Source organism: Alteribacter aurantiacus DSM 18675 (assembly GCF_000429705.1).
Taxonomy (GTDB): domain Bacteria; phylum Bacillota; class Bacilli; order Bacillales; family Salisediminibacteriaceae; genus Alteribacter; species Alteribacter aurantiacus.
Genome location: NZ_KE386941.1, coordinates 1792651 through 1808362, shown reverse-complemented (window position 1 = coordinate 1808362; position 15712 = coordinate 1792651). Strand labels below are relative to the sequence as shown.

At 42.8% G+C, this 15712-nt stretch carries 19 protein-coding genes; 14 read left to right on the top strand and 5 right to left on the bottom strand.

The window, feature by feature from the left end; all coding sequences use genetic code 11:
• The first annotated feature begins 7 nt into the window (after positions 1 to 7).
• The 4 genes from phoU (at position 8) to G476_RS23315 (ending at position 2876) form a co-directional block, all read left to right on the top strand.
• Positions 8 to 667, top strand: a complete 660-nt coding sequence (phoU, locus tag G476_RS0112485; protein ID WP_026690401.1) for a phosphate signaling complex protein PhoU — start codon at positions 8 to 10, stop codon at positions 665 to 667.
• Between the two features lie 42 nt (positions 668 to 709).
• Positions 710 to 1447, top strand: a complete 738-nt coding sequence (locus G476_RS0112480; RefSeq protein WP_026690400.1) for a response regulator transcription factor — start codon at positions 710 to 712, stop codon at positions 1445 to 1447.
• Between the two features lie 146 nt (positions 1448 to 1593).
• Complete coding sequence (locus tag G476_RS0112475; protein ID WP_084405728.1) at positions 1594 to 1953, top strand: DUF1516 family protein; 360 nt, start codon at positions 1594 to 1596, stop codon at positions 1951 to 1953.
• Between the two features lie 773 nt (positions 1954 to 2726).
• Entirely contained in the window at positions 2727 to 2876 is a 150-nt protein-coding gene (locus G476_RS23315; protein ID WP_084405727.1) for a YrzI family small protein, read from the top strand.
• Between the two features lie 183 nt (positions 2877 to 3059).
• Here the strand turns inward: G476_RS23315 and phnE (G476_RS0112460) are convergent, their stop codons facing one another.
• From phnE (G476_RS0112460) to G476_RS0112445, 4 genes are all read right to left on the bottom strand, one after another.
• On the bottom strand, positions 3060 to 3872 hold the full coding sequence (gene phnE / locus G476_RS0112460) for a phosphonate ABC transporter, permease protein PhnE (RefSeq protein ID WP_035186462.1): 813 nt from the start codon (positions 3870 to 3872) through the stop codon (positions 3060 to 3062).
• Positions 3872 to 4699, bottom strand: a complete 828-nt coding sequence (phnE, locus tag G476_RS0112455) for a phosphonate ABC transporter, permease protein PhnE (protein ID WP_051314782.1) — start codon at positions 4697 to 4699, stop codon at positions 3872 to 3874. Before phnE (G476_RS0112455) ends, phnE (G476_RS0112460) begins: the two co-directional genes overlap by 1 nt.
• Positions 4680 to 5468: a phosphonate ABC transporter ATP-binding protein gene (phnC, locus tag G476_RS0112450; protein WP_026690396.1), complete on the bottom strand. Its 789-nt coding sequence runs from the start codon at positions 5466 to 5468 to the stop codon at positions 4680 to 4682. Before phnC ends, phnE (G476_RS0112455) begins: the two co-directional genes overlap by 20 nt.
• Positions 5469 to 5587: 119 nt before the next feature.
• Positions 5588 to 6583, bottom strand: a complete 996-nt coding sequence (locus G476_RS0112445) for a phosphate/phosphite/phosphonate ABC transporter substrate-binding protein (RefSeq protein ID WP_026690395.1) — start codon at positions 6581 to 6583, stop codon at positions 5588 to 5590.
• A 300-nt stretch (positions 6584 to 6883) separates the two neighbouring features.
• On the opposite strand from G476_RS0112445, the gene G476_RS0112440 reads away from it, so the two are divergent.
• The 8 genes from G476_RS0112440 (at position 6884) to G476_RS0112405 (ending at position 11905) form a co-directional block, all read left to right on the top strand.
• Positions 6884 to 7708: an HAD family hydrolase gene (locus G476_RS0112440; RefSeq protein ID WP_026690394.1), complete on the top strand. Its 825-nt coding sequence runs from the start codon at positions 6884 to 6886 to the stop codon at positions 7706 to 7708.
• A 243-nt stretch (positions 7709 to 7951) separates the two neighbouring features.
• Positions 7952 to 8251 carry a TIGR04104 family putative zinc finger protein gene (locus G476_RS24180; protein WP_026690393.1) on the top strand — a complete coding sequence of 100 codons (300 nt, stop codon included), beginning with the start codon at positions 7952 to 7954 and terminating at the stop codon, positions 8249 to 8251.
• An 88-nt stretch (positions 8252 to 8339) separates the two neighbouring features.
• The gene (locus G476_RS24060) at positions 8340 to 8474 is read left to right on the top strand and encodes a hypothetical protein (protein ID WP_281170450.1); all 135 of its coding nucleotides are present in this window, start codon (positions 8340 to 8342) and stop codon (positions 8472 to 8474) included.
• Between the two features lie 48 nt (positions 8475 to 8522).
• On the top strand, positions 8523 to 8999 hold the full coding sequence (locus tag G476_RS0112425; RefSeq protein ID WP_026690392.1) for a PH domain-containing protein: 477 nt from the start codon (positions 8523 to 8525) through the stop codon (positions 8997 to 8999).
• Positions 9000 to 9091: 92 nt separating this feature from the next.
• A complete protein-coding gene (locus tag G476_RS0112420) occupies positions 9092 to 10390 on the top strand; it encodes an amidohydrolase family protein (protein ID WP_026690391.1) in 1299 nt (432 codons plus the stop codon).
• A 208-nt stretch (positions 10391 to 10598) separates the two neighbouring features.
• Positions 10599 to 11135: a nucleotidyltransferase family protein gene (locus tag G476_RS0112415; protein WP_051314861.1), complete on the top strand. Its 537-nt coding sequence runs from the start codon at positions 10599 to 10601 to the stop codon at positions 11133 to 11135.
• Positions 11132 to 11578 carry an ASCH domain-containing protein gene (locus G476_RS0112410; RefSeq protein ID WP_026690389.1) on the top strand — a complete coding sequence of 149 codons (447 nt, stop codon included), beginning with the start codon at positions 11132 to 11134 and terminating at the stop codon, positions 11576 to 11578. The genes G476_RS0112415 and G476_RS0112410 overlap by 4 nt, the downstream gene beginning before the upstream one ends.
• Positions 11579 to 11605: 27 nt before the next feature.
• Complete coding sequence (locus G476_RS0112405) at positions 11606 to 11905, top strand: PH domain-containing protein (protein WP_026690388.1); 300 nt, start codon at positions 11606 to 11608, stop codon at positions 11903 to 11905.
• A gap of 141 nt (positions 11906 to 12046) precedes the next feature.
• On the opposite strand, the gene G476_RS0112400 is transcribed toward G476_RS0112405, so the two are convergent.
• Complete coding sequence (locus tag G476_RS0112400; RefSeq protein ID WP_026690387.1) at positions 12047 to 13378, bottom strand: short-chain fatty acid transporter; 1332 nt, start codon at positions 13376 to 13378, stop codon at positions 12047 to 12049.
• Positions 13379 to 13770: 392 nt separating this feature from the next.
• Here G476_RS0112400 and G476_RS0112395 point away from each other — a divergent pair, with 392 nt between their 5' ends.
• The gene (locus G476_RS0112395) at positions 13771 to 13974 is read left to right on the top strand and encodes a hypothetical protein (protein WP_026690386.1); all 204 of its coding nucleotides are present in this window, start codon (positions 13771 to 13773) and stop codon (positions 13972 to 13974) included.
• 121 nt (positions 13975 to 14095) lie between these two features.
• Entirely contained in the window at positions 14096 to 15577 is a 1482-nt protein-coding gene (locus G476_RS0112390) for a methyl-accepting chemotaxis protein (RefSeq protein ID WP_026690385.1), read from the top strand.
• The last annotated feature ends 135 nt before the right edge of the window (positions 15578 to 15712 follow it).

Here is a 15712-nt window from a genome sequence, read left to right as displayed (position 1 = left end):
GAGTGACATGACTGTCAGAGGCGGATTTGTTACAGAGTTAGGGGATTTAAAAGAAGAAGTCATGATGCTAGGGAGCTTGGTTCAGCGCTCCCTAGCTGATACGATGAAGGCGATTGATAAGAACAATTACTCGTTGATGGAAGACATCATTGAACATGACAAGGTCCTCAATGAACTTGAGCTAGAAATTAACGAGCGTGCCACATTGATGATTGCGAAGCAACAACCGGTTGCTTCCGATCTTCGTCGTATTATTGTTAGCTTAAAAGTATCCAGTGACTTGGAAAGAATGGGCGACTTGGCTGTAGATATGGCAAAAGCTGCTCAACGTTTAACACGTTCTGATGCATGTACCAACCATGTAGAAGCATTGCTTGAGCTTGCTACAAAGGCGGAGTATATGTTGCAGGAGGTGTTAAAAGCATATAAAAAACGGGATATGCTTAGCGCACAGCGAATTGCTGCAATGGACGATGAGGTTGATCGGGCATATGGGCAGTTTGTAAAAGGGATCTTTAAAATAACGGTTTCAAATGAAAAAGACACCCAACAAATTACGCAGCTCGCGTTTATCTCTCGTTACATCGAACGAATCGCAGATTATTGTACGAACATTGCCGAATGGATTATCTATGAAGTAAATGGAAAACGATTTGATTTGAACTAAGGCAAGATTTGTTAGGGTTAGTTGGTGTAGAGGAGGGTCTTTGTGGTTTACTCAGTGCTAATTATTGAACACGATCAACAAACGATTGATATGGTTGAGAGTTATTTTAAAAAATCAGGGTTTAAAACGTATGTAGCGAAGACAGGGAAAGAGGGGCTTAAGCAAGCGTCAATCATTCAACCGGATGCGATCGTCACCGAGCTTGATCTGCCGGGATATGGTGGTCTCGATCTCTGTCGGGACTTACGTTTTGGAAAAAATGATTGGACCCCCATCATTTTAATGTCTGAAAAAAGCGAAGAGTTGGACGCAGTACTCGGTCTTGAACTAGGTGCCGACGATTACATGACCAAGCCACTCAGGTTAAAGGAATTGGTTGCAAGGGTGAAATCGACCATCAGAAGAGGAACAAAGTGCTGTCATGACGACGTGCAGTCGTCATCCAATCAAGAACAATCCCGTTTGATTAAAAACGGCGAACTAACCATAGATCCGGACCATTTTCTTGTATACAAGAATGATCGTCCGGTTGATTTAACGAAAAAAGAGTTTGAACTTTTGTACTATTTGGCTAAAAACAAAGGAAAAGCCTTGTCACGGGAACGTCTTCTTCAAGAGCTTTCCGCAGACGAAACAGAGATGGACGAGCGCATCATCGACGTTTTTATCAGTCGAATCCGTAACAAAATTGAACCTCACCGTAAGAACCACACATACGTGAAAACCGTTCGAAACATTGGCTACATGATGAATGTGGTCAAAGAACGGATTCCATCCTAAATGAGAGTTGGGCCAGTAGAAGGACTGCTGGTCTTTTGCTTTGGCAACGTGTCAATCCTGTGAATACATACACATCTTCTTTACCTGGAAGATAGAAAACGATATACTACTTAAAGTGATGGATAAATGTCAGAGGAGGAAATATAGTGAATTATTCAGCTATGCTACATACCCATTCCCTTATGTGGTTCGTCATGCTCGTGCTGTTCTTTGTGGCTCTTGTTTTGTTAAAAAACAATCGTCCCAAAGGTGCTAAAATCGTTCAGATGTCACTTCGACTCTTTTACATTTTAGTACTCGTGACAGGAGGAACGCTCCTATTCTGGAACTTCTACTTAGGCACAGCCATTAAAGGGATTTTAGCGATCTTCTTGATCTTTACGATGGAGAAAATCTCTACCGGTACGAAGAAGGGAACGCTCCAAGGAACGCAAAAAACAATCTTCTGGGTCCAGTTCGTGATCCTGGTTATTGTTGTTGTTTACCTTGGTTTTGTAGGACTTTAAGTGGAAAAAGACTCGCGTGGCAAGTTTGGCCTTGTGAGTCTTTTTTTTTGTTTGCTGGGAAAGGAAGAGGGGGCAGCAAAGGTAAGTTTGTTGATGGTGGGGGAAGAAGCTCTTATTAGAGTCAACAAAGTCGGTGCTGGAGGTTTGGAAGTGGCGTGTTTCCCGGGATAGCAGCGTTTATTTACGGGTTGGCGCACTGTTTTTACGGGTAGCTCCTCGTAATTTGCGGGTAGGGTGTCAGAATTCAACGGTTGGTCCGCGTAATTGCTGGGATAGCACCACGCGCCGCGTAGATTCTCACTAAATCCGTTGTTGGAGATCTGAAATGAAGCGATTCCCAGGATAGCAGCGTTTATTTACGGGTTCGCGAGCGTATTTCGCGGGTAGCTCATCATAATTCCCGGGTAGGGCGTCAGAATTCAACGGTTCGCCCTCGGAATTCCCGGGATAGCACCCCTTGGCGCGTAATTCCTCATTAAAGCCGTTGCTGGAGGTCAGTTAATGAAGTGATTCCCGGGATAGCTGCGTTTATTTACGGGTTGGCGCACTGTTTTTACGGGTAGCTCCTCGTAATTCCCGGGTAGCGGGTCAGTATTCTCCGGTTCGCCCATGTAATTCCCCGGATAGCTATCCCAGTCACAGGTCATCGCACCTCTTCCTCACCGAAAACGATATGACTTTAGACTCAATATTTCGGAATTCGTAATAAAAGCCGTATCAGATAAGCAACGATCACATACGTTAGTGATGGGGTTAGAGGAGGTGGTTACACAATGCTATTTACGCTATTCCATTACACAGTCACCGTCGAAAAAGAGCCATATACCGACGACGAAGTTGAACGAGAGTGGAACTATGAACAAATGTATAACCAAGTTATGAAAGAACGAGCGGAACACACAAAATATGTTCGTCTCATGTAAAACGACAAGAAAAGCAGCTGCTACGGTAGCTGCTTTTCTTGTTGAATGGATGGTTCAGGGCGAATTAATTAATCTTGAGGGCGAATAAATCCATATTGAGGGTGAAAAAACTCATATTGAGGGCGAATCATCCCTCCCTAATCACAACAAAAGCAGCCTCTAAAAGGCTGCTCACTAAACGCATTACACAATCCGCTTACGAATAGACGAACTGGCGTAGTCAATCACCGTTACCACGGCGATGATGATGAGGAGGGCCATTCCTACTTCGTCCCAGTTTCGGTTCATCGTTGAAATCTGAATCATCATACCGATACCACCAGCACCGATCAAACCGAGAATCGTAGACGAACGAACGTCGATTTCATATCGATAAATGGCGTAAGACAAGAACTCGGGAATGACTTGGGGGATAATCCCGTAAAACAAGATTTGCAGTTTATTCGCACCGTTTGCTTCAAGAGAGTCTACCACTTGCATGTCGATTGACTCGATCACTTCAGAGTACAATTTCCCGAGCATCCCAATCGATCCAACGGCAATCGCCAAAACCCCGGCAAAAGGAGAAGGTCCGATTGCGGCTACGAAAATCAAAGCGAGCATAATCTCCGGGAATGCACGGATCGCATCGAGGGACCATTTCGCTGATGTATTAATGATGCGGCTGTTGAACATGTTTTTTGCAGCGAAGAAGCCGAATGGAACAGCCAAGAGAGCCGCCATCAAAGTTCCTGTGTAGGCCATGGCAAGGGTTTCACCCATGAGACGAAGTGCGTCTGGTGCAACGGCCCATTCAGGTGAAAAAAGCTGTGGAACGACGCGAGTCATGTTGTTTAGCGTACGTTCACTGAAGATCTGTCCCCAGTTGATTCCGATGCTTGAAAAGGTCCAAGCGTACATAGCGACGAGAAAAGCTACGATAATCCAATTGCGAATCACTTTCTTGCGCGGAATTTTTTTCTTAGGAGGTAGGGTAAGTGTTGTGGTTTGTGCCATTATAAAATCTCCTCTCTAATTTTTCCGCTAATGTATTCAATGATAACAACGGCTACGAAAATAATAATGATAATCATCATGGCGCGACCGTATTGGAAGAAGCTGATCGAACGCTGCAACAGCTGACCAATTCCACCGGCACCAACAAACCCAAGTACCAAAGAGGCACGGACGTTGATCTCAAACACATACAGTGTAAAGGACGTGTATTGTGGGAGAATTTGTGGAATAACCCCGTATACTATGACTTGAATCGTATTACCGCCAGATGCGCGAATGGCTTCTAGAGGGTTTTTGTCAATCGCTTCAATGGTTTCCGCCAATAGTTTGGCCAAAATACCGAGTGAGAAAATAATGAGGGCCATAATTCCCGAGAAGGCTCCGATTCCGAAGATCCCTACAAAAATAACCGCTAATAAAAGGTCAGGGATCGTACGAAGAATGTTCATGATTTGCTTTGTGATGTTATACACCCATTTATTTGGTGCGATGTTTGATGAAGCCATCAAGCTGATTGGAATACATAGAATACCGGCAACAGTGGTAGCGATAATCGCCATTTGAATCGTTTCACTTAGGCGGCCCCACGTTTCTGTAGCATATCCCCAGTTTGGAGGGAATAGTTCACCGACCATGCGCCAGACGTCAGGCATCCCAAACCAAAGATCAATGAGGCTCGATCCCGTTTGCCACGACGTAAACATGTAGACGAGAACAATGGCTGCAAACACAAACGTTAATTTCCATTTTGCTTGCTGTGCCCGAAGCCCAGGAGGGTTTGATGGATCAAAAGAGCCTTGGCTTGGATTAGCCGTTGTTTTCGTCATCTTCATCTCCTCCTACCATGTCTTCTTCACGAATCTTACGCCCATAAATTTCTTCGAATGTCTTTTCAGTTACCGTACTAGCCGGACCATCAAATACAACCTCACCGGCGCGCATGCCGATAATACGGTCCGCATATTCCATTGCCATATCAATAAAGTGCAAGTTTACAAGGGTCGTAATTTTGTCTTCTTTGTTTACTTTTCTTAGATACGTCATGACCTGGTGAGAAGTAGGAGGGTCAAGACTCGCTACTGGCTCGTCGGCAAGAATGACTTTTGGTTGTTGCGTTAACACTCGTGCAATACTTACACGTTGCTGCTGACCACCACTAAGTTCATCGGCGCGAGAGTGTACTTTTTCAGAGATGTTAACACGCTGCAAGTTGTGGTATGCAAGTGATTTATCTTCATTGGAATATAGGTTTAAGATACTGCGCATTGTGCCCGTATGGCCAAGCCGACCGGCGATGACGTTTTTCATTACAGTCGATCGCTTTACGAGGTTGTAGTTTTGAAAGATCATTCCTACTTTTGTACGAAGATCGCGAAGCTGGCGTCCGTTATAGGAAAGAATATCTTCGCCGTCTACGAGAAGTTCGCCATCGGTCGGCGTCACCATGCGGTTTACACTTCGGATGAGTGTGGATTTACCGGCTCCTGAGAGTCCGACGATGACAACAAATTCGCCTTCGTTGATTTTGATGTTTACATCTTTAAGTCCTTGCGTGCCGTTTGGATAAACAAGTGACGTATTTTTAAATTCGATCATTGGTTTGTAAACCCCCTGTAAGTTGTGTAAGTGGAAAAGTTCCCCTTTTATAAAAGCGAGACATAGAAAAGAGGAGAAGAGATCTTCTCCTCTTTTTCCTATTGTCATCAGATGATTAATTAGTTAAGTGGATCGACTTCGTCAGAGAATAGCTCGTAAGCTTCACGTACGATGTCGTAGTCACCGTCTTGAGCTTCTGAAATGCCGTCCCAACGGTAAACTTCTTGCATGATTTCGATCATCTCTTCGTCATCGTTGAAAGCCATGAATGCTGCTTGGATTTCATCTTTGAAGCTACCAAGACCAGGGATCACAGAGATCGTGTCGTTTGGAATTGCCTCAGTAAATGCAAGTTGTACAAGACCTGTTTCTTCGTCGAATACTTCAGGGTAGTCATCCGCAATAACGCCGCGAGCATCTTCAAACGTCGTAGCTACGTCTGCGTTTCCTTCAAGTACTGTGATTAATGCGTTATCGTGAGAACCTGCTTCAAGTAGGTCAGCGAAGAAATCATCTTCATCTACACCCAGCTCCGTGCGAAGTTGAGTCGCTGGGAAGAGGTATCCACTTGTAGAAGCAACGTCAGGGAATGCCCAAACTTTACCTTCAAGGTCTTCCAAACTCTCAATACCGGAGTCAGCTCTTACAGAGTACTGAGCGCGGTAGCTGTCTTCACCGTTACGGATGGACTTAAGAATAACTTCAATGTCATGACGCTCGCTCGCTAGTACATAAGCGAATGCTGGAATGAAACCAACTTGAACTTGTCCACTACCCATCGCTTCAACCAGAGCGGAGTAGTTCGTCATCACTGTACCTTCAACTTCAATACCTAGTTCTTCAGAAAGGCGCTCTGCAAGTGGTTCTACAGTTGCTGCAATTTGATCGGAATCAGTAGATGGAACAAATCCCATTGTGATGGAATCGGGACGGTCAGTTGCTTCTTCTTCCTCTTCAGAAGCGTCATCTTCAGACGCATCATCGTCTTCCGTTGTTTCTTCCGTATCCGTTGTGTCATTTGACGTTGTTTCTTCTTGTGCTCCTTCACTCTCGCCGCAGGCAACCAACCCTACAGCAATAACAGAAGACATTAATACTGTGAATAACTTCTTCATCTTGCAAAACCCCTCTTTTCTCATTTTCAAAGTATGTAAGTTTTTGGCTTACAGATGTCATTATGCAGGAAGGAATTCGTCAAGACTATAGCTTTTACCGTTTCCTAACCGAACCTTTACAGAAATCCACAGTACCTTTACAAATTTTACAAAAGGGTCATCTTTCGTTCATTTTTATCGCACTTCGACAAGGATCGATTCCTTTTTGGGTAAAATGCTGTAGAACCTTGCGAAAGGGTCGGAAACATATTACTCTAAACAGTAGTGTTAGTTGAAATTGATAGAGGGAGAGTGTAGGGAATGGGGCTTGAAAAACTATATATCTTTGATTTGGACGGAACGTTATATGAAGGAACCGACCACTTCGATTATTATGCGAAGCGTCTTTCAATAGATGTTGCAGAAGAAAATAAAGAAGCGTTTTGGCGCGACTATGAACGATCCAAAAATGGGGAGCACGTGCTTGAAGTTGGAAAAGCATACGATGTAGTAGAAGACGCCATCTTAACTGTCGATCCCATGACGTTGAGTGTAGTCGAAGCGCACAATTGGGACGGATCGGAGTGGCCTAGTGAAAAGGTAAAAGAGACATATCAAGGGGACCTTGAATTCGACTTCGAAACGATCGTAGCGATTGGGGACGGCTGGTGGCTCCCGTTTGCATGTGCCAAGCATTATGGTGTGAAAGATTGCTACACTCGCTATTGTGAAACGAAAGAATACATGGTCACAGACGAATTCCAACTCGATCCAATTCCAGGACTTCGTAAGTTTCTCCTTCAATTGAAGGAACGAACGAACATCGTTCTTATGACAAACAGCGATGCCGATGATGTTGGCCGCTTGTTCAGTGAGCTCGATCTTGAAGGTGTATTTTCAAAAGTGGTAACATCCGCTAAAAAGCCGAGCCTGACGGACCACTACTTCAACGAACTTACAAAAGAGTACGGCGTGAAACCTTCCGAAACGGTATCTGTTGGAGATAACTTCATTAATGAAATTGCCCCAGCACTCTTACAAGAAATGAAAGCCATCTACATTTCAGGCGGAAGTCAAACAACCGAACATGAAAACCTCACTCACGTAAACCGAATCATGGATTGGGCCGGTAGTGTGAAGTTTTAGTTTTCTGGAAAAAACAGAAGGCTGATAGGTTTAATTAGCAAATAAAGACGCACGTGATTTTACAAAATCACATGCGTCTTTTTGCTGTGTCAACGTATTTTGTTCGGTTTGAAAGAGAAGTGTTTGGATACTTATGTTAAAGTAAAGTTGGGATATACAGATTATGGGAAGAAAAGTTCTTGGACTTGAACAAGTAGAGTCGTCCTTTATGTGAGAAATGGATAAATAAAGGAGGTTAAGTTTATGAAGTTGCCAACATGTTGGTCCTGTCGATACTCATTTAAGTGGAAGGAACTCCTGTTACATTTCCGAAAGATTGAATGTCCAAGGTGTGGTTTACATCAACAAATCACGAAGAGAAAATTACAGCAATCTCAAGTTATAACTTTTATTATTACCTTTTTCACGCTAGTAGGTATTCATTTTATTTACCCTTATTCTCTTATTGGAGCGCTTATTTATGTGATATCCATCATGCTCATCGCTCTTTTATTTTCACCTTTTATCTATGAATTTACAGATAAAGAGGAGTATTTATTTTAGAATATTGCCGTTAAAACGTAGTAGTTGTGAATAAATGTACGTAAACAAATTGGAGTTTCGTTAAAGTACTAGAAAAGGAGATAGTCCAATGTTAATCTTCTGGTTGATCGCTTTTGGTCTACTAATGTCGACGTTATTTGCAATTGAGCGTAAATTAAACAAGGCGAATGAACAAAATAGAGAGATAATTGAATTACTCAAACAACATAAAAATGAAAAATAGGAGGTGGGGTTTCTACTTGAACAACTACAAGGCAGGTGAGATGACCTTTTGATTTTTCGTTCCAAGATTGATACCTTTTTTGTTAAATTTATGCTCTTAGTGTTACTCATTATTGGATTGGCATCTTTTTTTCCAATATACCTTGAAGGTGGAACTGATTTAACAGGGGTACTACTTCTAACTTCTACATTCTTAATAATCATTGGCTTTGGTTTATGGGGCGTCTTTTCAATTAAATATGTTTTTTATCAAGACTATTTATTAGTACAAGGTGGACTTTCAAGAAGCCGAATTCCTTATGAATATATATCGAAGGCTTCACCTACAACAGATATTTTCACTGGTTATAGAATATTGTCCTCAAGAGATGCTATTGAGATATTTTATAAAACATCGGTTGCTGGGAGTGTAAAAATATCACCAAGAGAAAAAAGAGAGTTTATCACTGAATTAAAACAGCGATGCCCGAATGCATGGATTCAAACATGGGATGAGGATCCTGGGGATAGTGAGTTACCATTTTAATTCAATTAATTCAGAAGCTTTTAGAGCTAGTCTCTATTTATATGAATCTTTTGTTTAATTATAAACATACACAAATCTAAGGGGGATTTCTAATGGGGTATTTATTAAAAAACGTTTCTATTATAGATGTGGAATTAGAGAGTGTATTTCAGGGATCAATTGAAGTTGAAGGTGAGCGGATTACACAGATTTTCCGCGGTGAAGTGAGTAAAAAATACGATGAAACGTATGATTTGCAAGGAAAATTTGTAATTCCCGGATTAATCGATATGCACTGTCATATAAAAGATGGCTTTGCTCCGCATTTTGTCGCTTCTGGTGTAACTACAGTCAGAAACACAGCGGGAAATGTTATTCAGTTGGAAGATTTAATTCATGCTGAAAACGATGCACCAACTCCGCGTGTCTATTCAGCAGATCGTATGATTGATGGTGCGCCTGGACTGTGGGGGCCGACAGGTATTGCAAATTTCGTAACAGAAGACCCTGAAGAAGGTAGACAAGAAGTGAGGAGGCAAGTTCGTGAAGGGGCACAGTTTATAAAAGTTTATGGATTGTTATCAAAGCCGGTGATGAAAGCGGTGGTTGAGGAAGCGAAAAAGTATAATCTGGAAGTAAGCTGTGATCTTATTCACTCAACAATCAACGCCTTGGAAGCAGCTGAACTGGGGGTTACATGGTTTGAGCATGCTTCAGGGATTGTGCAGGCAATGTATCGGGGCTGGAACATGCAGGCTGAAGGGTTTGATATTGACTGGGAGAATATAAACCAAGAGAAGGTGGATGACGTTTGCCAAAAGTTACTGGCCTATCAAGTGAAGATTTGTCCAACCTTAACTGTGTTTGATCAAATTCAACTTATGCCACATTCGTGGGATCCTGAAAATGAGATTACGAAGACGTGCGGGTTAACGGAGCATTGGAAAGAGTTAGCCCAGAATGAAGAAATGTATAAAGAACATATGGGATTTTTAAATAATGCGATTAAGCGGATAGCAAAAACGTATCATGATCTTGGTGGAACAGTAGTAGCAGGAACAGATTGCCCAGCAGGTGTGTGGACATACCCGGGGATGGGTTTACATCGAGAGCTGGAGCTGTTTGTGGAGATAGGGTTAACGGAGATGGAAGCCCTTCAAGCTGCAACAAATAAAGCAGCTCAGTCGATTGGTTTACAGCATGTCGGGCTTATAAAGGAGAATTACCTTGCTGACCTTGTGATCTTGGAGAAGAATCCCCTTGATAATATTAAAAATACAAAGGAGATCTTCACGATTATTAAGGGTGGAAAGGTGTACGATCAACAGGCCATTTTAGAAGCCGTTCCGAGTGAGGAGGATTTAGAGAAAAAATCCAAGGCATTTGAAGAGAAATTTACGATTGTCTCGTAACAGAGGTTTACTCATACATTGGCCGCAAGCTTAAGAAATTTTGCATCTGTAAGATAAGTCACTACGGTTCAAGTTCAACAAACAATGGAATAATCTCCCTATCCTTTATGAATATGATACAATAAGAATGTACGTTCGTATGTAAGGAGGAGATTAGGTGTTGAAAAACCAAGAAGATATCGTAAATGTAATACAAAATGATGGTCGAATGATGGAAATCATTAAGGCTGCGAGTACACTGAATTTGCCAGATTGGTGGATATGTGCAGGATTTGTACGCTCTAAAATTTGGGATACGCTTCATGGTTTTGACAAGAGAACGGATCTACCAGATGTAGATGTTATCTATTTTGACGAAGAAAATGTTGATGAGATGACCGAAAAGAAATTAGAAGGTAAATTGCGAGCCCTTTTGCCTGATATACCTTGGTCGGTTAAAAACGAAGCCAGAATGCACATTGTCAATAATATTCCACCTTATACTTCTTCAGAGGACGCAATTTCAAAATTTCCAGAGACAGCAACTGCTCTTGGAGTGAAAATAGACAAGAATAACAGGCTTATTCTTACTGCTCCTTGTGGGATAGATGATGTGTTGAATTTAGAAATAAAGCCAACACCGTATTTTAAAGAAACGAAAGAACGAGCTAACATTTATGAAGAAAGAGTCAGGAAGAAGAATTGGAAAAAGACTTGGCATAACATTAAGATTCACCATAGTTATGTAAAGGATGAATGGTCATGAATGATAAGGTAGTGCAATTTTGGAATGAGTTTTGCTTAACAAATAATAAGATTGGAAATGAATATAAAGATGCTTTTCAATTCGGAGCTTCTGCCGATTGGTTGGCAAGTTTAGTTGTCGAAGGAAAGAAGGTTGCGACAACTTCTGGTTACTTGTTTTATGAGTTAGAGAATGAATCTCTACCCAAAGTGGGTGAATATAATATTGTTCTAGATGGTCAAGAAGAACCTGTCGCAGTCATCCAAACTCAATCTGTTGACATTGTTCCTATGAATGAGGTAACTGAGGAATTTACTTTAGCAGAAGGGGAAGGAGACTATCGCTTTTGGTGGGAAGCGCATGAATCGTTCTTTACCAAATTACTAAAAGAATATAAGATGGAATTTTCGCCAGATATGTTAGTTGTATGTGAACGGTTTGAGAATGTCTATTCAAAACAGTAGATAATGAACGGAAGAGGGAGAGATCTTATGCCGGAAGAATATGAGTATGAAGGACATGCCAATCTCTTCAAAGGGATTGAAGGCGTTGGCGGGAAATTATTTTTAACAAAGCATGCCTTAATTCATCGCCCTCATAGGATTAACTTTCAAAGTAAAGAGACTGTGATAGATTTAAAAGATATTGCCAATGTTACAACAAGAAATACATATCTGATTGCACCGAATGGATTGCTTGTTACAACCATAAGTGGCAAAGAATATAAATTAGTAGTAAATAAGCGTGAAGAATGGGTGGAGAAAATCAATTTAGTGAGAAGACAATCGTAATGATAGAACAACAGAGTGATAGTGATAGAACTAAAGGATGTGGTTGCCCAACCTCATTGACTACACTTCTGTTCCTTCCTGAGAATTTACTGACTCAAGGGTAAAAAAGAGAGCCGCACAAGAGCAGCTCTCTTTTTTTAATTAAAGCAGTACCAGTCCTAGCCCAATAATGATCCCGCTCAAAAATAGAACGATCACACAAAAGCCCATGATATCTCGGGCCTTCAGACCGGCAATGGCAAGTGCGGGTAGTGCCCAGAACGGCTGAATCATGTTCGTCCACGCATCTCCCCACGCAACAGCCATCGCGGTTTTTGCAGCGTCGACGCCAAGTTCACCGCCGGCTGTTAGCATGATTGGTCCCTGGACGGCCCACTGGCCACCTCCGGAAGGAACGAAAAAGTTAACGATTCCTGCACTCATGAATGCAAAGAGAGGAAACGTGGTTTCGTTGGAAATGCTCACAAACCACTGGGAAACATCCGCTGCTAGCCCTGAGGCTACCATCATCCCCATGATGCCTGCGTAGAATGGAAACTGAATAATAATGCCGCCCGCATTTTTCACCGCACTGCCCACACTATTCAGGAAATTTTGCGGCGTCCCGTGTAAGAGAATACCGAGGAATAAAAACAGGAAGTTAACGATGTTCAAGTTCAGATCGAATCCGTTTTGCACAAGGTAATAGATAAGGAAAATGATCCCCATAATCCCTGTTACAAGAGAAACAAGCCTGCTTCGCTCCAGCCGTTTCGCCGGCGTCAGCTCGTCTGTACCAAGAAGGTCATCTTCGACAGTCGCCGCTGTTTCGTCGTCTTCCAACAGGGACGGATCCACGTTAACAGCTTTATTTTGATCCATCATCAGGCGATTGAGAATCGGCACAGTAATAAACAGAGCCGCTACTATAATTAGGTTAAAAGGGGCAAAGATCGTTTCGCTGGTTGGGATGAGCCCGATCAGATCCTCAGTAAAGTTTCCACTTGTGGCAACCGTCAGCGGAACGGAACCTGCCAGTCCTCCGTGCCACACAATAAATCCACTGTAAGCACTGGCTATGAGTAGACGGTAGTCCACGGTGGTCACCTTTTTTGCCAGTTCCTTTGCAAAGAGCGCACCGATTACAAGTCCGAATCCCCAGTTAATCCAGCTTGCCATAAGAGAAACGAGAGTTACGATGACAATAGCCTGTCCAGGAGATTTCGCAAGGCTCGCTAGCCGTTGAAGGACGCGTTTAAAAAACGGACTTGAAGCAAGAACATACCCGGTTACAAGAATCAAAACCATCTGCATGGCAAACTCAAGTAGGTCCCAAAACCCCCCGCCCCAGTGAGCCACCATGTCCATAGGAGTACTTGGTGTGAGAAGCAGTCCGAGCCCGAAAACAACAAATGTCAAAACAATAACGAACAAAAATGGATCCGGAAGGTACCGCTGCATCATCCGAGTTGTTATATTTGTAAGCGCATTCATAAAATGTCACAACCTTTCTATAAAATTAATGCTCCGAGGTTTCTGCAAAACTCTTCTTCATATGTAAGAATATTGAGAATATTAAACGTGCAGGTATCCGATTATCCGTCGTCTATCCTCCTTTACTACCTCTAAGTTCGACAAAAATAGCTTTTTCCCTGCAACGAAATAAGCAACATGTTCACTAAACTGTAAAAGTATTGATCCTTCTTTAGCTTTATCGTTTACTTTAAAATCAACTTTTGAACGACAGAACATGATTTGAAAAACTATAGAAACAGCGCGCCGCCTAAGCTCTTAACTGTCACAGTCGATATAAATTTGAGTATGTGAAGAGGTGTAGCCGGAATGTTCGAAGACTCCTGCGGCTGTGGGAGCCAGGAGAGACCGCAGTGCGTAGCGCGAGGAGGCTCGCCGGCACCGCCGCGGAAAGCGAAGAACATTCCGGCTACACCTATTTCTACTTAGTTACTTCAATTTACCATTACGTTTATACGGCTATGGGAACAGACCCAGTATTGCTCGTCAGTAACGCCGCGGAAAGGGGGCGATTAGCGTTAAGCAGAGCTCTAAACATGGATGGGTATCCTCAATGAATTATATGAAAAAGACCTACAGATGATTTCTCAATTCGATTGAAAGCGCTTTACTTGCATTGTATGATAATGGAAAGTGTCGAAAAAGAGAGATTTTTCATGAGATTTTAGGGGTGGGCATATGGGGGAGAAGAGAGAGCGTTACGAAAAACGAAATAGGTTGATGATGAAGCTACTGTGGGTGGCGTATGCCATCGGTTTAGTAAGTAATATTGCAGCACAAGTCCCTATGGAAGGGTTACTTACTTACGTGATTGTCGGTTTTTTGGCAGTAGGGGTTGTCTCTGTTGTGACGATTAAGGGCTGGTTTCCGGCTTACGTTCAATATATCGTTGTTGTGAATTTTTTGATTTTGATTTTCTTTATGGTGTCTACTTCACCTAAACTATCGAATTACATGATGGTGTATGTGTGTGTGGCTTTTGTGACACTCTACCATAACTTCCGCGCCATTGCGTTAGCCGCTGCAGGTGGTTTGGCTCTTACAAACTACTTTTTTCTCACCTTTCGTGAGGAGATGTTTTTAGGCCTAGGCAATGATATCTTGGTGTCGTTGAATATTTTGTTCGTGATTACGACGATTGCTCTTGTGGCGCAGGCGAAGATGGGTGAGAGTATGCAACGGGATATGAGTGATCAGCAGCGGCATATCATGAAGGGGAAAGAGCGCGTAGAGGGGATGCTTCATGAGATTAGGGAATCGATTGTGTCTTTGACGAAGGCAACGGGTCGTGTGAATGAAAAGATGATTCAAACGGGTTCGATTTCAAAAGAGATTACGTTGAGTTTTCATGAGATGAGCAGGGGGATTGAAGGTTCTGCTGCGAGCATGACGGATATTCATCAGTCGGTCACGCATACGGGAGCGGCGGTTTTAAAGGTGAATGAGGCGGCTAAGTCCATGTATGGATTATCTAGTGATACGGTTCGGTCCACTGAGGAAGGGCATAAGCGGATGAATGATTTGTCGGCGAGGATGGGGCAAATTTCGGGTGGATTTGAGAAGCAAACGGCTGTGGTGGAGGCGTTGTATAAAGAGAGCAAGGAGATTGGGAGTATGGTGGCTTCCATCAAAGGGATTTCTGATCAGACACATCTGTTGGCGTTGAATGCATCGATTGAAGCGGCCAGGGCCGGGGAATCGGGAAGAGGGTTTGCGGTTGTGGCCAATGAAGTGAGGAAGCTTGCGGAAGACTCGAATGACTCGACGAAAAAAATCAGCTTGAAGTTAACGAAAATCGAAGAGGATATCGCAAGGGTAAAAGAGGACATGACAAAAAATCATGAGCTTGTAGCTACGAATGTACAGGAGACGGTGGAAGCGAGAGAGCGGTTCGATGAGCTTATGAAGCATGCCACCCAGTCTGCCTGCAAAAGTGAAGAGGTAGAGGCGCAAATGAAGGAAGTGGACGAAGAAACAAAGCGCATCATTAACGAGTCTGCCACAGTTAGCAGCTATACACAGGAATCTTCAGCAGCAGTGGAGGAAGTGTTGGCTTCGGTAGAGGATCAATATGCCTCGATTGAGGATGCGATCGAGCAGGTTGGAAAGCTTGTTGAGGTGACAAAAAAGTTGGAGCTGGTTGTGAAGGAAGAGGCGTGATAGAGGATAGGTGATGATTTGAAGATTTTTAACATAAACAAGAAGCTGGGACAAAAGTGTAGATAAGAATGGAAAATCCGAACAATATATGCGGTGCAACTAAACCGCTACTGAAATATACTCCGCTTTCCGCGG

Excerpts from the sequence above, each read along its gene's own strand:
- phoU (WP_026690401.1), top strand. The coding sequence starts at position 8 with ATGACTGTCAGAGGCGGATTTGTTACAGAGTTAGGGGATTTAAAAGAA.
- G476_RS23315 (WP_084405727.1), top strand. The coding sequence starts at position 2,727 with ATGCTATTTACGCTATTCCATTACACAGTCACCGTCGAAAAAGAGCCA.
- phnE (WP_035186462.1), bottom strand. The coding sequence starts at position 3,872 with ATGGCACAAACCACAACACTTACCCTACCTCCTAAGAAAAAAATTCCG.
- phnE (WP_051314782.1), bottom strand. The coding sequence starts at position 4,699 with ATGACGAAAACAACGGCTAATCCAAGCCAAGGCTCTTTTGATCCATCA.
- phnC (WP_026690396.1), bottom strand. The coding sequence starts at position 5,468 with ATGATCGAATTTAAAAATACGTCACTTGTTTATCCAAACGGCACGCAA.
- G476_RS0112445 (WP_026690395.1), bottom strand. The coding sequence starts at position 6,583 with ATGAAGAAGTTATTCACAGTATTAATGTCTTCTGTTATTGCTGTAGGG.
- G476_RS0112440 (WP_026690394.1), top strand. The coding sequence starts at position 6,884 with ATGGGGCTTGAAAAACTATATATCTTTGATTTGGACGGAACGTTATAT.
- G476_RS24180 (WP_026690393.1), top strand. The coding sequence starts at position 7,952 with ATGAAGTTGCCAACATGTTGGTCCTGTCGATACTCATTTAAGTGGAAG.
- G476_RS24060 (WP_281170450.1), top strand. The coding sequence starts at position 8,340 with ATGTTAATCTTCTGGTTGATCGCTTTTGGTCTACTAATGTCGACGTTA.
- G476_RS0112420 (WP_026690391.1), top strand. The coding sequence starts at position 9,092 with ATGGGGTATTTATTAAAAAACGTTTCTATTATAGATGTGGAATTAGAG.
- G476_RS0112415 (WP_051314861.1), top strand. The coding sequence starts at position 10,599 with ATGATGGAAATCATTAAGGCTGCGAGTACACTGAATTTGCCAGATTGG.
- G476_RS0112410 (WP_026690389.1), top strand. The coding sequence starts at position 11,132 with ATGAATGATAAGGTAGTGCAATTTTGGAATGAGTTTTGCTTAACAAAT.
- G476_RS0112405 (WP_026690388.1), top strand. The coding sequence starts at position 11,606 with ATGCCGGAAGAATATGAGTATGAAGGACATGCCAATCTCTTCAAAGGG.
- G476_RS0112400 (WP_026690387.1), bottom strand. The coding sequence starts at position 13,378 with ATGAATGCGCTTACAAATATAACAACTCGGATGATGCAGCGGTACCTT.
- G476_RS0112390 (WP_026690385.1), top strand. The coding sequence starts at position 14,096 with ATGGGGGAGAAGAGAGAGCGTTACGAAAAACGAAATAGGTTGATGATG.